This window comes from Marivirga sp. (assembly GCF_024636815.1).
Lineage (GTDB): Bacteria > Bacteroidota > Bacteroidia > Cytophagales > Cyclobacteriaceae > Marivirga.
This window is the reverse complement of the sequence record NZ_JAGXGF010000231.1, coordinates 1-18,625: the sequence shown is the minus strand read 5'-3', so window position 1 is coordinate 18,625 and position 18,625 is coordinate 1. Positions and strand designations below refer to the sequence as shown.

Annotated in this window: 9 protein-coding genes; 2 read left to right on the top strand and 7 right to left on the bottom strand. The window is 34.6% G+C overall.

Annotated elements, in window-relative coordinates; genetic code table 11:
- From Q0L29_RS16800 to Q0L29_RS16790, 3 genes are all read right to left on the bottom strand, one after another.
- Positions 1 to 1,417: RagB/SusD family nutrient uptake outer membrane protein (locus Q0L29_RS16800; protein WP_296623527.1), on the bottom strand; the 1,417-nt coding region annotated here is incomplete at its 3' end.
- A 15-nt stretch (positions 1,418 to 1,432) separates the two neighbouring features.
- Positions 1,433 to 4,399 (bottom strand): TonB-dependent receptor, encoded by a 2,967-nt coding sequence (locus tag Q0L29_RS16795; RefSeq protein WP_296623525.1) that lies wholly within the window; start codon positions 4,397 to 4,399, stop codon positions 1,433 to 1,435.
- Between the two features lie 262 nt (positions 4,400 to 4,661).
- Positions 4,662 to 6,503, bottom strand: coding sequence for a 7TM diverse intracellular signaling domain-containing protein (locus tag Q0L29_RS16790; RefSeq protein WP_296623523.1), 1,842 nt, complete (start codon positions 6,501 to 6,503; stop codon positions 4,662 to 4,664).
- A 292-nt stretch (positions 6,504 to 6,795) separates the two neighbouring features.
- Between Q0L29_RS16790 and Q0L29_RS16785 the strand changes: the two genes are divergently transcribed.
- On the top strand, positions 6,796 to 8,301 hold the full coding sequence (locus tag Q0L29_RS16785) for a hypothetical protein (protein ID WP_296623521.1): 1,506 nt from the start codon (positions 6,796 to 6,798) through the stop codon (positions 8,299 to 8,301).
- 143 nt (positions 8,302 to 8,444) lie between these two features.
- Complete coding sequence (locus Q0L29_RS16780; protein WP_296623519.1) at positions 8,445 to 13,727, top strand: AAA family ATPase; 5,283 nt, start codon at positions 8,445 to 8,447, stop codon at positions 13,725 to 13,727.
- A 96-nt stretch (positions 13,728 to 13,823) separates the two neighbouring features.
- On the opposite strand, the gene Q0L29_RS16775 is transcribed toward Q0L29_RS16780, so the two are convergent.
- From Q0L29_RS16775 to Q0L29_RS16760, 4 genes are read right to left on the bottom strand one after another with little or no spacing between them, the layout of a single operon-like run.
- The gene (locus Q0L29_RS16775; protein WP_296623517.1) at positions 13,824 to 14,303 is read right to left on the bottom strand and encodes a helix-turn-helix domain-containing protein; all 480 of its coding nucleotides are present in this window, start codon (positions 14,301 to 14,303) and stop codon (positions 13,824 to 13,826) included.
- The gene (locus Q0L29_RS16770) at positions 14,293 to 14,604 is read right to left on the bottom strand and encodes a type II toxin-antitoxin system HigB family toxin (protein ID WP_296623515.1); all 312 of its coding nucleotides are present in this window, start codon (positions 14,602 to 14,604) and stop codon (positions 14,293 to 14,295) included. Before Q0L29_RS16770 ends, Q0L29_RS16775 begins: the two co-directional genes overlap by 11 nt.
- A 47-nt stretch (positions 14,605 to 14,651) precedes the next feature.
- A complete protein-coding gene (locus Q0L29_RS16765; protein WP_296623514.1) occupies positions 14,652 to 15,713 on the bottom strand; it encodes a hypothetical protein in 1,062 nt (353 codons plus the stop codon).
- Positions 15,688 to 18,177, bottom strand: a complete 2,490-nt coding sequence (locus Q0L29_RS16760) for an AsmA-like C-terminal region-containing protein (RefSeq protein WP_296623512.1) — start codon at positions 18,175 to 18,177, stop codon at positions 15,688 to 15,690. Before Q0L29_RS16760 ends, Q0L29_RS16765 begins: the two co-directional genes overlap by 26 nt.
- Between the last annotated feature and the right edge of the window lie 448 nt (positions 18,178 to 18,625).

The window sequence follows — 18,625 nt, the reverse complement described above, 5'->3', positions numbered from 1 at the left end:
TACCAGCTTCAAATCCTAAAGGACCTAAAACTTCGGCTGCACGGTCTGTCCTGACTAAATCCCAATAACGCAAACCTTCAAAAGCAAACTCTCGGCTGCGTTCTTCGTAGATAATTTCTCTCAATTGATTTGGATCGGTTGTAGTAATATCTGGTAATAACTGGTCATCATTACCTCTAGCTCTTTGTCTCACTTCATTTAAATAGATAAGAGCTTGTGCTGAGTTTCCTGTTTCGTTTAAGGCTTCTGCTGCCATCAATAATACATCTGCATAGCGAATCCCTCTTCTGTTATGTCCCCAGCGGTCTGCATTTCTTTCTCCTGTGGCATATACTTTTCTATTGTAAGTTTCTATTTCAACTATAGAGCCATCTTCGGCATAAGTGGTGTCCTGTGTAGTTCCATCTCCTTCGATAGTAACTCCATCAATTACATCACCCAAAAAGATTACAGAACCTTCTAATCTTGGATCATTATCATTATCCAATTTCTCTATCCATGGGTATGAAGGTCTACCAAAGCCCCAACCCCAGTTAGGCGTTCCTCTCACTCCTTGTGTATTGGCATATTGATTTCCTCCTAAAGTAAAATCTCCTTCAGCCATTGCTCCAATTTCAAAAACTGATTCCGGACCGTGCTCTGTAGCCACTCTAAAAGCCATTTGGAATTCGTTTTCTAGATCATATTGTTGAGAATTAATCACTTCCAAAGCATAGGTAGCTGCTTCTGGGAACTCCCCTCTGTACAAATGAATTCTGGCTAGCATTGCCCTTGCCGCTCCCTTTGTAATCCTTCCCGCAGATTCATCAGAATATTCTGACTTTTCAGGTAAATTTTCGATAGCAAACAAAAGGTCAGGGAAAATAATATCCTGATAAATGGTTTCTTTATTTGTGCGCGCTAATCCGTTTGGAGCTTCTGAAGATTCAACCAATGGAACATCTCCGAATGCTTGAACTAGGGAGAAATAGAAAAATGAGCGTAAAAATCGAGCTTCACCCAACAATCTATTTTTAAGTTGAGGATCCATTTCAATTTCTGGTACCTTTTCCAAAACCAGATAAGATCTTCTAATTCCTAAATATAAAGTTCTATACCAACTTTCAATATTCCCATCAGTGGCAGTAAATGTATAATCCTGAAAATTGAGCACTTGAACTCCATCCCCTGGATTACTTCCTTTCACCATTTCATCTGTCATGATATCGATTAATGGAAATCCACCAGAATAAATACCCCAAATTCTTAAGGTGTTGTAAATACCGTTGGTAGCAATTACTGCTTCTTCACCAGTAGCGGGAAAATTACCAGCTACTAAGGTTGCTTGTGGTGGTCTATCTAAGAACTCATCCTTACATCCTAAAAAGGATAAGGTGGTTAGAAAGCCGATTAATGAATATATTTTATAAGTCTTCATCAATTATATTTTTAATTAAAATGACACATTTAAACCTGTACTTAATACTCTTGTGGTTGGATAACCTCCATTGTCGATTACGCCACCCAAAGCAGAATTTCCGCTACCTAATTCTGGAGTATAACCTGAATAATCTGTCCAGACAAATAAGTTTGTTCCTCTGAAAAATATTGAAGCAGAATTGAATTTGATGTTATCTAATAATGATTGTGGTAGCTGATAATTAACCGTTAATGTTCTGAGCTTTAAGAATGATGCATCTTCCAGAAAGTAATCAGATGGTTTATAATTTATCCCTGTAAGAGAAGCTCTAGGGTCGGTATTGGATGTTCCTTCACCAGTCCATCTGTCTAAAAAACGATCTTCAAAATTGACTAGGTTTGGTCTAACTGCTTGTTTCCCATTAAATATGCTGTTGCCCGATTGACCAGCAAAATCAGCTGAAATATTTAATCCTTTATATCCTACATTAAAATTGAAACCATATACAAAATCAGGAATCCAAGAGCCTAAGAATGTTTTATCTAGGTCGTTCAATTCTCCATCGCCATTAACATCTTCATAAATAAAATCTCCAACTCTTTGCTGGCTTAAGCTTGGGAATTCATTTAACTGTTCTTCATTCTGGAAAATACCTGCCACTTTATATCCGTGAAAATATCCGATTGGCATTCCAACTTCAGTAAGAGTCACTCTCTCTCCATTTCCTAAATTTCCACTTTCAATATTATCTGAAACGCCAATATCTTCACCTAAATCAGTAACTGTATTTACATTTGTAAATCCGTTAATTCCTATTCCATAGGTGAAGTTTCCAATATCATCGACCCAATTCAAAGCAAATTCAATTCCATTGTTATTCACTGTGGCAGCATTGAATGTTTGTCGTATAAATGCTCCTGCACCTACATAACCAGGTAAATCTAGTTTAACCAAAATATCGGTGGTCGTTCGATTATAATAATCAATTTCACCTGTTAAGCGACTCTCAAGAGCGTCAAACTCAATTCCGAAATCATATTCTGCAGTAGTTTCCCATTTTAAATTAGGATTACCCGGGCTGCCTACAAAGGATGCCCCATTAATGAGTGTATCATCATAACCAAATACAGCATTAACACCAGGCCCAATTCTTGAAAATTGATCATCACCTGGTATATTTTGGTTACCATTTATACCATAACTAGCTCTCAATTTTAAATTATTTACAATGAAATTAGTTGGATAAAAGTTTTCCTTAGCTATATTCCACCCCAAAGCAACTGCAGGAAAATTTGCATAACGGTTATTTCTTCCAAAAACCGAAGAACCATCACGTCTAATCGTAAGTGTAGCTAAGTAACGACCATCATAAGCATAATTAGTTCTGAATAATATAGATGTTAATGCTCTTGAAACACCTCCATTGGAATTAAATTGAAAATCATTTGAGGCTGCATCCAAATACCATAAGCTAGGGTCAATCCCAATTAAATTTCTTCTACTACCCCCAATAAATTCACGATTGGTTTCCTGTGCTGTATACCCAACCACACTGTTAATGGTACTCCTTCCAATTTCTTTATTGTAAGAAAGCGTATTTTCAAATATCCAATTCCTACTTTCACTAAAGCCTATGCTTATATCACTCTCTTCATTTTCCTGTAGAGCACCAACACTAAATTCAGGTGTAAATGATCGATTTTTACTGTTAATTAAGTCGAATTGATAACTACTTCTAAACTCAAAACCTTCAAGGAATTTGATTTCCGCATAGAAGTTACCTAATGCTCTCAATTGATTTCCTGTTGAATTATTATATTCAATTGCAGCTAAAGGATTTCCTCCTTGAACTTCTGCATATGATCCATCACCATTAAAAGGAGCATTAATAGGCCATGCATTTAATGAGGTATTGACCACACCCGGAGGATTAGTGTTATTAGAACTAATTCCCGTTAAATTAGAACCAATTTTCAAATATGGTTTTACCTGGTAGCTAGTATTCAATTTAAAGGTTACTCTTTCAAAATCTGATTTTGGGACTATTCCTTCTTGACCAAAATAACCTCCTGAGATGTAGTAAGATAATTTTTCAGTAGCTCCTTTTGCTGAAACAGTATAAGTTTGGACAGGTTGCCAATCTTGAAAGACTAAATCTTGCCAATCGGTGTCAGGCAAGGCTCCTAAATTGTTATAGGTACCAGGATTAACATCATTTATATAGCTAGCAAATTCAGGACCTGACATTACGCCAATTTTATTGGCAATATTTTCTAATCCATACTCGGAAGAAATTGAAATACTTCCTTCTCCCGCTTTAGCTGTTTTTGTAGTAACTAAAATAACCCCGCTTGCACCTCTAGTACCATAAATTGCTTTAGATGAAGCATCTTTTAAAACTTCAACAGATTCAATATCATTACTATTTAAAAATCCAATTCCTCCTTCAATGATAACACCATCTACTACATAAAGCACTCGGTTATCATTCAAAGTAGTAATGCCTCTTAAACGAACATTCGACTCTGCACCAGGTTGACCAGAACTATTAAGTACTTGAAGACCAGCAACTTTTCCTTGTAAAGATTGCATAGGGTCGGCCGCTGGAGCTTTTATCAGTTCTTCTGATTCAATCGAAGTTATGGAGCCAGTAAGATCACTCTTTTTGATAGAACCATATCCTACTACTACTACTTCTTCAAGCGCTTCAATGTCTTCTTCTAATTGGATATTTATAACTGTCCTTCCATTAACAGCTAACTCTTGAGTTTTGTAACCAATAAATGAAAATCTTAAAGTTGCATTTTCATCTATATTTAAATTATAATTACCATCTAAATCAGTAATTGTTCCTCGGTCTGTTCCCACTACCTTTATAGAAACTCCTGGGATAGGTTCTTGAGTAGCAACATCGGTTACTGTTCCATTTAATTTTACTTGTGCCAAAGCTGAATTGGCAAAGAAAAGTAACAGAAAAAATATTTGTATCAATTTGTTCATAAGAAAACATTTTAGGCAATCCAATTAGCCATAATTATAACTTACTTTCATTGAAGTTAAGCGAATGTTTCCTTGAAATCAAAATTATAAAATAGATATTTTTATATTATACAATTAAAAAAAATGACGATTTTTTGACTTTTATAACGCAATAAAAACAATGATATTTATTCGATAGGGCTTAATGAGTGGATATTTTAATTTTTACGTCCTGATTAAAAAACATTAAAATATATTTTGACATTATATTAAAATAATACAATTATAGTCTTACTTCTACAAAATTTGCAAATCTTTCGTATCCAAAGTGGAGTAAATTGTTTAAATAGGACTTACCGTTATTCTCAATTTCTTCTTCTACTTTCTTCTTAAATTCCCAAATAGTATTTCTTCGCATATCCATAATATCAGAAAGCTCATCCAAAGTGTAGCGATCTTCATTAAGGTGGGAATAAACAATAAAAAAGGCTTTAGGTAAATCGAATTTAATGCTTTTAAAAATCGTAAAAGCTGTTGAACTCTCATTATAACCACATTTAGTACATCTTCTTGCCAAATTCGAATTATTCAAATGGAATTTTTGATTGTTACATTTTTGACATTCATAACCATCTTTCCATTTAAAAGCAGCTAAGATTTCTAGACATTGTTCTTTTGTGGTGAAAATATCCGTAAATTCTTCAAAATTCAGGTTTTTATTGAGCAATCGCTCTCGCTGAATTTTTTTGATATTGTTTTTTAATCGATAATTATCCAGATCCAACATTGAATTGATCTCAGCAATTTCTCGTGATTGTTTATTTATTTGTTCATTTGTCCTTTCAAGCTCTACATTTTTTTCATTAATATCCTTCGTCCTCTCTTCTACTTTTCTCTCCAGCCCCTTATTAATTCTGTTAATGACTTTTACATTTTGTTCATGCTGGGTCACAATTCTTTTAAGAGCTCGATCTCTGTTTGCCTTTAGAATCCTTACTCTGTCAGAAAGCGCAAAGGTTAAAAACAACATCTCGAGTATAAACCCAATATGAAGGCTGTAGTAATTAAAAGTACTAAAAGGAATTACCGACCAATTGATAAGCGCACGCATTAGAAAACCTGAAAACAGAATTCCATAAGCTACCACGAAAAATCGAGCAGGTTTATACCCTCTTCTGAAAACAAAAATACTGCTCACGAATATTAAGGATAAAAGAATTATTTCAATGTTTCGGAAACGGAATAGAGTAGGATCAAAAAATAAAGCATAAAGAAATAATGCTGATCTTACTATTAAAATCCCAATAATCCATTTATGAAGTTTAGGAGCTCTTATTTTAGTATTTAAAAATCGAATAGAAAATATGGTAGACCAGAAAATAATAGCATAAAGCGCTACACCATAAGCCAACTGATTCCATTTAGGTTGTTCAGGCCATAAGTACTGGTAGGCAACTCCATCTATACATAAAGCATAAAAACCTACACTCAAAATATAAAAGGTATAGTAAATATATTTGATTTCTCTAATGGCCAGGTAAATCAACAAATTATACAGAGAAATGATAACAATCATCCCATAAAAAATTCCATAAAGAAAGTATTCATTTAAGCTATATTGAATAAATCGATCAATACGCTTTATGGCAATTCTTATATCAGCATATTGAGAGTTTCTAACTTGAATATAAGCCTCATATCCACTATTGGCATCAAGTGTTAAATCAAAGTTTTTATGCTTAATGGATTTACTACTAAAGGGATAAGCGTCTCCCAAATTATATTTTCGGTATAAGCCTCCATCCTGCCTGATATAAACATTAATACTATCAATGGTCTGATCATAAAATTCAAGAATGTAATTCCCATCATATTCAGGCAGAATAAAATCAAGTTTTACCCAATAGGTAGAATTTCTGTTATAATCATCCGGTTCGAAATCTGGCTTTTGAGTGAAGTTGGACTGAAAAGAAGGTGATTTTACATCAGAAAAAGTCAATTGATTGCTTTTGTCTTCATAAGAATACAATTCTTCTATACTAAGGATCACCTCTTCCTGATCTTGATTTATTTCAAGAGGAGTGTATAACAATTGTATTGATATTATAAAAATATATAAAAGCATCCTTTAATGATTAACTCACTAATTCTATCTTGTCATATTACATTTTCATCTCCAAGGCCTGATTCTTCACAGGAAGGCAGAAATCGGTGGCAAAGATTACAATTTGACAAAGTAGGACTAATATAAGCCCTTATTCTTTAAAATTTAGAAAGTATGAAACACAAGTTTACTAAATAAACTTCCAACGCAATCTATTACAATTTAACTACTTCTTTCTTTATAATTTATAAAAGAATAATATAATTTATCTTATATTACATCTTTAAAAAGTTTTTAATCTTAAATTTTAGTTATGTTCAAATCAAAACCTTTACAGCCATTAGCTTATTCAGCAATTATATTGATTTCATTATTTTGGTCAGCTTGTTCTCAGAATAATAAAGAATATAAAGCAAAGGATTCTAAAGTTCAGAAATCTGAAATGATACTAAAACCTTTTGCTGACAATAATGAAGTCTATCCACCGGATTCCATTTATTCAGGGCCTTTTTTTAAAGCTAATTATAATTACCCTGAAAGTGTAGCTCCTAAGGATTACCCCTGGGAAACAATTACTGAAGGCAAAGCCATCAGTCAGGAAAACGCAAGCGAATATATTATGTCCATTAGAGAATATATTAAAGATGCTATGGAAGTGATGATCAATGAACCTGAAAATTGGCCATCCAGCGAATACCGAAAAGATTGGTACAATATGGGCTGGAGTGCTCAGTCCTATGACAGCGCCACAGGTTGGAAAGGCTTAGAAACCGTTTATGGAACCATGACCGGGCAAGTCTTGAAAAATGGTATTTTCAAAGATTACGGTTTTGAAGGCCCTATGCAAAATCATGCATTGGTTTATTATAATGATGTAGCTACCTTAACTCTAAACAAACTTTGGAAATCGAATGATAAAAACGGTTTTTATCCAGAATACAGCACCGATGCTGCTCAATTTAAACAAAATGCTATCATTATTAAGGCTGCCGGCACCACTGCTACAGGAGATGACTGGGATATTATGGAAGGAGCCGGTACTTTCCCGATTTACAGAGAAATGGAGTTTGGCCCAATGAAAGGTAAAAATCCTGTTTTACAAGAATTAGCATGGATTCAATTTGATATTATCATTAAGGATACAATTGCAGCTCCAGAGACTGGCTGGGTATTCTCTACCTTTATCTATGATAAAGAAAGCGATGGAAAGACAATTTTTGACCGATTAGAGCTTTTAGGCGTTTCCTGGGGCAATGACCCCGATAAAATGGGTACTACAAAAGCATTATCCGAAACTTACATTAATCCTGATGCTCCTGAATATTATAAAGCAAATATTGGCTATGGAGACCGACTTTCCGGGCCAATTGATGTAGCTTTAGTAGGTGGTATGAAAGCCGATGGAACACCAGATAGTGTTTTTGTGTTAGATGAAAATGGAAAAGCCTCAGGCGGAAAATCTTATCTGCATTTTAGAGCTTCTGCTTGTATGAGTTGCCATGGAACAGCTACTTTTCCTCCACAAAACGACTTCTACCCATCTCCTAAACAAAATTTGGTTTATACTGACACACTTTATAATCCGCTGAGTAAAGGGTGGGGAAATTATTATCAAAATAGACCAGGTACTGAAATTATGCCTGCATTAGATGGCGAGCAAAAAGCGACTATGGCGCTAGATTATGACTTATTTATGCAGTTCGCATTAAATAATTCACGTTTGGCAGGAAATTATAATGACAAACCTGAAAAGCCTGAAAATTATAAAGGTTTGAGCCATGAGAAATATCCTGCTCTTTATATGCCAAGATCTAAATAATGACTATCATGGGAGGCAACTTATCGATGATTTATCTTCTCCCGTCTTAAAAAGATCATTAGAATTTTATTTCAGTTTAGTTAGGTAGATATTTGCATGATTGGGAGATTAAATAATATGGATGCATTGTATAAAATAGCGTTATGGAAGGAGAATTAATTTACAACTCAACATCGACCAGTATTTTTAAGACCAAATTAGCTGATTACGATTCAGATGTTTTAGTCAAAATGCTTAAAAAGGATTATGAATCGGAGAAAAAAATCAATCAATTTGAAAATGAATTGCTAATTAGCAGTAAACTAGAAAATAGTGGTTTTAGAAAGGCTTTGGAGAAAACGTTTATTGAAGGAGAACATGTTCTAGTATTGGAATATGTACCCGGACTTCCATTATCACAGTTTTTCACAAAACCCGCTAGCATACCCGATTTTTTAAATATTGCCATTCAATCCTCTGAACTACTAGGCAAATTACATCAAAAGCATATTATCCATAAAGACATTAATAGTAATAATATTCTTTATGATCAAAGTAATAAAAAAATCTCCATTATTGATTTCAATATCTCATCTGAAATCAATCTAAAATCAAATCACCTGGAAAATCCTGATCGATTAGAAGGTACTTTGCAATATATCTCTCCTGAGCAAACTGGTCGTGTTAACCGCATTATTGATTACCGTTCTGATTTATATTCTTTAGGCATCACTCTTTATGAACTATTATGTGGAATCCTTCCATTCAATACTAATGATTCATTAGAATTGATTCATTTTCATATAGCAAAAAAACCTGTAGCCCCACATAAGCATAATGAAAAATTACCAATCGTAATTTCAGAAATTATCCTCAAGCTTCTTTCCAAAAATGCAGAAGACCGCTATCAATCAGCAGAAGGGCTCTTGCATGATCTTAAGAAATGCCAAAATGCATGGGAAAAAAAGGGGAAAATAGGGGAGTTCACTATTGGCCAGGAAGATTTCTCCAAGCAGTTCAGTATTCCGGAAAAACTGTACGGAAGATCAACGGAGATTCAACAATTGATGGACGCTTTTAACAGGGCAAGTAATCTTGATAAGGAATTAGTTTTAGTCTCTGGGGTATCCGGAACCGGAAAATCAGCTTTAATCAGTGAAGTAAACAAACCTATTACAGAAAAAAAAGGAGAGTTTTTAGGAGGTAAATTTGACCAGTTCCAGCGGAATAACCCCTATTTCGCCATAAGTCAAGCTTTTAAAAGCTTTACGCAATCCATATTGACCAAAGATGAAAGCCAATTAAAATTATGGAAAGAGAAAATCCAACATGCTTTAGGTGAAAGTGGAGAGGTATTATTGGAGATAATTCCTGAAATGGAGCTCGTAATTGGCGAACAACCTCCTTTGCCAAATTTAGGTGCTTCCGAATCTCAAAACAGACTAAACTTTGTATTTACAAAATTTATTAAAGCCATTGCTCAGCCTGAACATCCTTTGGTACTTTTTGTAGATGATATGCAATGGGCAGATACTGCCTCTTTAAATTTAATACACGCCATTCTTTCTGATAAAGAGATAGAAAATTTATTAGTTATTTTATCTTATCGGGACAATGAAGTAGCGGAAGCACATCCATTTCAATTGATGTTAGACAAGCTGAAGCAAGATGAACTAGCCATTAATAAAATAAAGCTAGGTAATTTATCCGTTGCTTCCATAATAGAACTTTTGGAAGACGCTCTATTAGATAAAGGGTCACATATTAAAGCCTTAGCGGAATTAATTCAAAAGAAAACAGGGGGCAATGCATTTTTCGTTAATCAGTTCCTAAAAAACCTTTATGAAGAGGCTTACATAACCGCAAAACCAGGTGAAAGAAAATGGAGCTTTGATATAGATAAAGTAAATAAAATGGGATTCAGCGACAATGTACTGGATCTGATGATGCAAAAAGCAGAGAAATTACCATCTGCTTTGCAGGAAATACTCAAAACTGCTTCGGTAACTGGAAATACTTTTAGCTTACAGGAATTGGCCCAGCTATCAGATAAGAAAAATGAAGAGATTGCCCCTATTCTTAAAAATGCGCTGCAAGAAAATCTAATTGTTCCAATCCGAGATAATATTGCGCTATTATCATCTTCTGAAATTAAAGAAGAAATAGAGTTCAAATTTGTTCATGATAGAATCCAACAAGCTTTTTATGAATTATTAGGTACTGAAAAGGCTCAATCACTCCATCTCTCTATTGGGAGAATGATTAAGTCAAAAGTGACTAAAACTCACGAAAGCAATTTAATTTTTGAAATGGTTAATCATTTCAATCAAGCCTTATCGCTAATAACTGAGGTTGATGAAAAGATAGAAGTGAGCAGATTGAATGCTGATGCGTGTGAAAAAGCCATTTTGAGTGCAGCTTACGAATCTGCCTTAAGCTATGCCAAGAGCGGAATGGAATTGATTGAAGGAGAAGATACTAGTAATGAATCTGATCTTTTATACAAAATAAATCTTAGAAGAGCAGAGGCAGAACATTTGTGTGATCAAGATGAAACAGCTAATCAATTCTATAACAAAGCCATTGAATTAGCTAAGGATAAAATTCAAAAAGCAGATGCCTACGAAAAGAAAATCCACTTTTACACCAATATAGGTGATTTCAAAAAAGCATATGCAACCGGAAGCGAAGTTCTAAGTAATATATTTCATATAAAACTACCGCAAAACCCTCCTAAACCTGCTTTAATCATCAATATGTTGAAGACGAAAAGCAAATTCAAGGGGCAACCTATTCGGGATTTTGTAAATCATAAAACGGCCGAGGATAAAGATATTATTTTGGCTGTTAAATTAATGGCCGCTATCTTAAAATCAGCTTACCAAATCAAACCAGAATTAGCCGTTGCCAATGCTATGGTTATGGTGAATTTGTGTATGAAGAAGGGAAATACCTCAGAAAGCGCTATCGGATATTTGGTATTTGGGGGGATTTTTATGGGTGGCATTTTGGGAATGCGTAAAATTGGTCAGCAATTCGGACAGCTCGCTCGAGATCTGAACGAAAAATTTGGCAACATGACCCAGCGCAGCGAAGTTCTATTTGTAAACGGTTATTTTGCAACTTCCTGGTTAAACCCAGCCATAGAAGCAGAAAGCTACTTTAGCAAAGCTTATGAAACAGGTTTAGAAACAGGTGATCTTTTCCACACTGGCTGTAGTTGTTGTGCTACTTTACAGCATCAATTAATGCGAGGAGTTCCACTAAAAGAAATTGAAAAAAAAGCTTCCGCTTATGAAGAATTACTTGAAAATCTGTCTAATAATCACGAACTCATAGGGACAGTTAAAGCTGTAAAACAAGCAGTTCTTTGTTTTCAAGGAAAAACTGTAAGGGCTACCTCTTTTGATGATGAACATTTCTCTGAAAAAGAATATATATCCCAAACCAAAGACTATGTATCTCAGCATTTTGCACACTACTTTTTCATCAATCAATTATTCAATCAATATCTGAATAGGGATTTTGAAAATACAGAAGACACCATTCAAAAATCTAAGAAAATGATGGATGCTTCTGCTGGAATGTTACACAGCACGGAGCATTATTTTTGGGCAGGAATGAATAGTGCATTAATGCACAAAAAATCTGGCGGTAAAAAATCTATTTTAAATGCGGCTGTAAAGAAATTTAAGAAATGGAAAACTCAGAACCCACATAATTTCGAAGCTAAATACTTATTCTTAAAGGCTGAAACCGAATTCATCCATAAAAAATATTGGCAAGCCTCAAAAACCTACACCCTGGCAATTGAAAGTGCTAGAAAATACCATTATCATCATCTTCCTGCCCTAATTCATGAGCGTATAGCCGAGTTAATGGACATTGAAAACCGTCATGAAGAAGCCAGATACCATCTTAATAGAGCCATTATAATTTATAACAAGCAAGGCTTTCTAAATAAGGCTGAGCAATTACAAAAGAAGCAGAGCACAGTTTATGGTGGAAATGATATTACACTATCCACTCAGGCCACCAGCACAGCCAAGATAACAGAATTCAACTTCGAAGGTGCTAATACAATTGATATCAATACCATTATAAAATCTTCCCAGACCTTATCAGGAGAGGTTGTTTTATCCAAACTATTGGATAAGGTAATGCATTTGGTAATTGAAAATGCAGGGGCTGAGAAAGGGTTTTTAATGTTGAAAAAAGAAGAAAGTCAGGAATGGTTTGTGGAAGCCAGTTGCGATGTTGAGAATACGGAAGTAGAATTGATGCAGCATATCCCTATTAAAGATATGATGCCAAGGGGTAAAAACCCTCAAATTTCAGCTGGAATCGTTAATTACGTAATGCGGACAGAAGAAAGTCTAGTGCTGAATGATGCTTCAAAAGAAGGAAATTTCACTCAAGACGAGCATATTTTAATTCATAATCCAAAATCCATTTTATGCATGCCTTTAATATATAAAGGTAAAATGTTGGGGATTTTATATCTGGAAAACAATCTTTCATACGGTGCTTTTAATGCTGACCGTACACGAATTCTTAATATGCTCACTACCCAAATGGCTATTTCCATTGAAAATGCCATGCTCTATGAAAATCTGGAAGAAAAAGTGCAGGAGCGAACTGCTGAGGTGGTAGAACAAAAAGAAATCATAGAGAGAAAAAACGAAAATATTACGGCCAGTATTAAATATGCAGAAAGAATACAAAGTGCTGCTTTGCCTACAAATGAAAGCATAAGTGAATCTCTGAAAGAAAATTTCATCTATTTCAAACCAAGAGACATCGTATCAGGTGACTTTTATTGGTTCGCTAAAACAGAAAATAAAATATTCATCGCTGCTGTTGATTGCACCGGCCATGGAGTTCCTGGAGCATTTATGTCTTTGGTAGGTGAATCTCATTTAACTAGTATAGTCAAACAAAACAATATTTTAGAGCCTGGTAAAATTTTAGATCACTTACATGATGACATCCAGCGCTCATTAAAACAAAAAGAAACTAACAATCAAGATGGAATGGATGCCGCTCTTTGCGCCATAGACACTGAAGCAAATACTTTAGAATTTGCAGGTGCAAACAATCCATTGGTGATGGTTGACGAAAAGGGTGAAATGAATATCATAAAAGCCAATAAAATGGCTATCGGTGGCAAAAGAAAAACTAAGAACAATGATAAGTTTACTAATCATAAATTTGATTTAACAAAAGGAACTACCTACTATATTTATTCTGATGGCTATGCAGATCAATTTGGCGGATCTGATGACAGAAAATTCATGGTCAAGAAAATGAAAAAGCTTTTACAGGAAATTGCATTCGAGCCTATGGAAAAACAAAAATCTATTTTAGATGACAGATTTGAAAGCTGGAAAGGGCAACAAGCACAAGTTGATGATGTATTGGTGATTGGCTTTAGATATGATGGTTAATTTATAACTTATGTATATAAGTGATAAATTTAGCTTTCATTAATCCATTCCACCAACAGTTGGCAAGGAAATTTTCCTTACCTAAACCGCATTGAATTACAGTGATGCTTTACTCAATGATTCAGAAATTGAATAATATTGATTTATTGCTCCTACATTTAATAATTGATCTTGCTTTTTAGCAGACAATTCATATTTCTTATTTCCTGCAATTAAAGATTCTAATGGGATTCCCAAATAACGATTCAATAAGGTAATCATCTTGAGTGTTAAAGGTCTTTTCCCATTTAACACTTCTGAAACTCTAGTTTTACCTCCAAAGAGAGGTGCTACATCTATTTGTTTTAAGTTCATTTGATCCATCCTGAATTTTATAGCTTCAATTGGATTTGGAACTCCTAATGCATGATTTTCTTTTTCATAATTTTCTACCAATAATGATAATAATTCTAACTCCTCCCCTTCTTTAGTCCCTGGCTCAATAGCATCATCATTGCTCTGGATTATTTGATAAATACGTCCACAGGCTTTATCGTATTCTTTTTCTGTTTTTAATATTTTAATTCTAGCCATCATATTTTACTGTTTTTGCATCAATTTTATCATATTCAGCATGCGCACCAAACCAAACTATAAAAATAGTACTGAGTTTATATTCAATATCTACTATTAATCTAAAGTCATTTCCCTTTATATTAAAAATAACTCTCTTAGAACCGATTATACTTGCGTTTCTATATTTTGCCTTTAATTCATTAGAATTGTTCCAAATGGAATATCTAGCTTCATAAAACCACGCTTTCAAGGATTCTTCAGCAGGCTTATACTTAGCCTGCTCACAATAATCATTTAGAGTTTTCTCCTTGAGAATTCTCATACAATATAAAGATATAAAAAGTTCCCAAAAAGAGTAACTTTTACTCCTCATTCCAACTCCACCTTAAACATTTTACCATTCCTACCTGCCATCAAAGCAGTTCGGCTGTCAATGAAGGTAGTAGTCCAAATGTCTTCTTTGCTGAGGGTTTTCCATTTTTGTTGGTCGCCAAGCCAAATTTCAGCTCCTTTTGGTCCACAAACTAATGCGAATTCATTTTCTAAATAATCAGTAACTGCTAAGCCGTAGAAAGAACCAGCAGTCTGGTGCTGAGGCAAAGCTTGCCAGTTTTTGCCATTATCCTCAGAATAGTAAACATTCTTCAATTTTTGATCAGTGACTGCCAAGTCACCGCCTGTGATCCATAATTTATCATTAGATTTTTTAATGGCCGTCAAACCTGCGAATTCGCCTGTCACCATGGGAGTGTTTTTCACTTCCCAGCTTCTGCCGTAATCTTTTGTGTGAAAAACTCTTGCACTTCCGTTTGCACCTGTGGCAATCCATGCTTTGCCACCTTCACCTGTCAAAATATTGCTCCCACTTGAAGCAAATCCGCCTTCACCCTCATTTGCCATTGGAGCTGTTGGAATTCGAGTCCAACTTCTACCAAAATCTGCAGTTTTAAGGATGTAAGCTAAAGAATCTGTTGCATCGCCATAGACTAAGCCTTGGCCGTTTTCCCAGAATTGCACGGCATCTATAAAGCCTTGCTCATTTTCCATTTGAAAAACTTTCCTCCAGCCTGATTCTTCATGGAAATAGAAAATTTGGCTTAATTTCCCTTCGCCCGCGCTTAATACAATGGCTTCCTTATCACTAATGGGGTGGACGTCCCTAAATTGCAGGCTATCAACCTTAGGATAAGTAAAAACTTGCCAATCAGTGCCCGCATTGGTGGATTTCAGTAAAGTGGAATATGTTCCGCTTGTCCAAACTATAGAATCATTAAATGATTGCAAACCAATTATTAAAGCATCAGTATTGGTTTCTAACTCAGTAACTTTAGGTGTTACCTTATTACTTCCACAAGAAAGTGTGAAAATTAAAGCATTGATTATTAAGCTGTAGCTTATTATTTTTTTACCAATCAAAATATTCTTCTTCATTTAATTCGACTTCTTTTTTATCCTTTTCAGGGAGTTTTTCTCCTTTAATTAATTTCTTTAAGGTTTGTCCCTCTTCTCTAACTCTATCTGCTAAAGATTGTAATGAACGTTTTTTATCCCAGCTGACTTCAAAATCATCAGTAGTTCCAATAATTTTTAAATAAAGATTAGAGAACTCCCCACTTTCTTCAATGGCCCCAAATGCCTCGTCACTATCCTGCTTCTTATAGTTTTTTAAAGGTACTAATAATCTATAATTAATTTCCTGATTAAAAGTATGCGTGCCTTGCAATAAAATATTGGATACATTCGACTGTATGGACATTTCTGGAAGATAAATTACTTTATTCCTAATCTCAATGGTATTGCTTAATTCACCAAAATTTAAATTCGTAAGTTCGTCCTCTCTCACATAATCTGATAAACTCAACATAGGCTCAAAATTGTTCAGCTCCCCATTTTCAATTTTTGCATCAATAGTAGCCGTAAAAGCATCGGATTGAAAGCTTAATCCTTCATCGAGTAAAATAAAGGCTTTCACATCTGCATCAATCTTCCCTTTTAAATGGCGGTCAGTTAAGAAATCTTGTTGGAAATTTTCGAAAGTATAAAATATACTGTCAACATTCATCCCTTGGAAATAGGCTTGTGTATTAATGAGAATGTCATTTTTCTTTTTGGCATTTACCGTGCCACTCAAAGTCATTTTTCCACCATTGCTCTCCAATCCTAATTGAGGCGCCTCGAGAATTTGATTAGACAATTTAATTTTACCGGAAATTTTTCTCCCCTCAAAACGCTTAAACTCCAGTTTTGAAATATGGGAAGTTAAATCCAATTGCAATTTTGGGCTCAGAGCAAATTTGAAGGACTCTTCTTGCTTTTCGATTGAGTTTTCAGCATTTGACAATCCAGACAGCAACTCATTAAGATTGATATTCTGACTTATGGTTTCTGCCTCAATTAATAGGGATTGATTGTCTTTTAAGAAATACGGAATGATATTAAGGAAAAACCCACTTAATTCAATATCAGAATCACCTATTTTCCCCTGTAAATGATTGATAGCTATATCATTTTTATTAAACATAAGCCTGCCATTCACTTCTCTTATCGGCAAAGGGTAATCTTCATAAATCCCACTTAAGTTACTCAGAATAATCTCTCCTGAATTATTAATTCGAGATGCAGTAGAAGCCTGTTTGAAATCATCAAAATAGCCTGCTATGTTCAAATTAAAATCAATCAGGCCTTCCAGTTGAGTATATTTTTCATGATGAGGAAAGAAAGTAAATAAATCTTGAGTTGAAATTTGACCTTCCGTGGAAAGGTTAATGAGATAATTCTCAAAGTCTTTGATGCCCAGATTAGCACTAAAGGGTTTGCCCTTTAAATTTCCCTTTAAATCCTTTAAAACCAACTGAGAAGTTTTCAGACTTTGTCTTGCACCATTATTGAAATTTCCATGAAAGCTTAAATCCTCAAATCTAGTGTTGTATTCAGCTTGAAATAATGAAGCATTCTCCACACTAAAATTGAAATTAACTTTAGGATCTTCCTTTGCCGTTAGCTTTCCAATGAAACTACCCTCAAACTGAGCATTTCCTGTACTTTCATAATCAGCCAATTGCTTTCGGTAATCTTCAGGTAGTAATGAAATGAATGTGGTGAAATCTGACTCTATCCCTTTCACTTTAATATCCATATAACTGTTTAGAATTTCATAATTCCCTGATACCTGAAATTCATTACCCGAAAAAAGCAATTGAGACGGTAATATCTCAACTGTTTCGGTCCCATACGTATAATTTAGCTCCGTATTAACAGTCAGATTTTTATTCTCAAAATAGCTGTACTCCCCAATTTTAATAGCCTTGGAATTCAATTTACCTTCAGCACTAATATGATAAACATCGCCTACTTTATTTAAACTCGCTTTCAACTCTTGCGCATATTGCAAGTAGGATTGCTTCAAAGCTTCATCCACATAATTTACTTGTACCTCTTGAATCTGAATATTTTTTAGATTGAAATTGACCGATTGACCTGAGGCATTTTCAGAGCTCTTGATGATATCATAATTTCTTTCACCTGTACGCGTGGTACGAATGGTCACCTCACCCCTTTTCAATATAATTTTCTCAAATAAATAATCCCCTTTTAAGAAATCCCAGGTGTTAAAAGAAAGCGCAAGCTCTTCCAATTTGGCTAATGGAAAACTGCTCCTCTCCAACGACTCTTCAATAAAAACATCCTGAAAGCGCAAGGAGATGTTAGGAAAATCAGTCCACCAGTTAATATCAATAGCACCAACCTCCACAGGAGTCTGAATGGATTTATTGACTTCGGATAGAATTTTATCAATCAGTTGGTCTTGATTGTAATATAAATAAGCCGACCCACCCGCAAAGAGTAGGATGAAAATTAGAAAAAGATAAAGAATAAACTTTCTTATTTGCTTCAAAGTAATGCTTTTGATTGATGAACGAAAATTGTGAATAAGGGGTATAAATCCAAATTTATTTTTTTTATGTGTATAAACGTTTGATTTTCAGCCCCATAAATTCTAGAATGAAAAAAAGTTGAATTATTTTATAAAATCAATTTGTAAATATAAAAAGCAGTACTACATTTGCATTCCCAAAAGACAACAAAAGGTTGTTTTCTTTTAAAAAAAATATAGCTCAGTTAGTTTAGGCATCCCGACTCACAAAGTCGGGAGGGTCATAGGTTCTCCCTTAGGGATGCCGATGGCAGAATCCGAACTATCAACTGATTTTTGATATAAATGGGGATATAGCTCAGTTGGTTTAGGCATCCCGACTCGCAAAGTCGGGAGGGTCATAGGTTCGAATCCAAACTATCAACTGATTTTTGACATAAATGGGGATATAGCTCAGTTGGTTTAGAGC

Coding starts and splice junctions, on each gene's coding strand:
- Q0L29_RS16775 (WP_296623517.1), bottom strand. CDS start 14,303: ATGATGGCTAGAATTAAAATATTAAAAACAGAAAAAGAATACGATAAA.
- Q0L29_RS16765 (WP_296623514.1), bottom strand. CDS start 15,713: ATGAAGAAGAATATTTTGATTGGTAAAAAAATAATAAGCTACAGCTTA.
- Q0L29_RS16795 (WP_296623525.1), bottom strand. CDS start 4,399: ATGAACAAATTGATACAAATATTTTTTCTGTTACTTTTCTTTGCCAAT.
- Q0L29_RS16780 (WP_296623519.1), top strand. CDS start 8,445: ATGGAAGGAGAATTAATTTACAACTCAACATCGACCAGTATTTTTAAG.
- Q0L29_RS16790 (WP_296623523.1), bottom strand. CDS start 6,503: ATGCTTTTATATATTTTTATAATATCAATACAATTGTTATACACTCCT.
- Q0L29_RS16785 (WP_296623521.1), top strand. CDS start 6,796: ATGTTCAAATCAAAACCTTTACAGCCATTAGCTTATTCAGCAATTATA.
- Q0L29_RS16770 (WP_296623515.1), bottom strand. CDS start 14,604: ATGAGAATTCTCAAGGAGAAAACTCTAAATGATTATTGTGAGCAGGCT.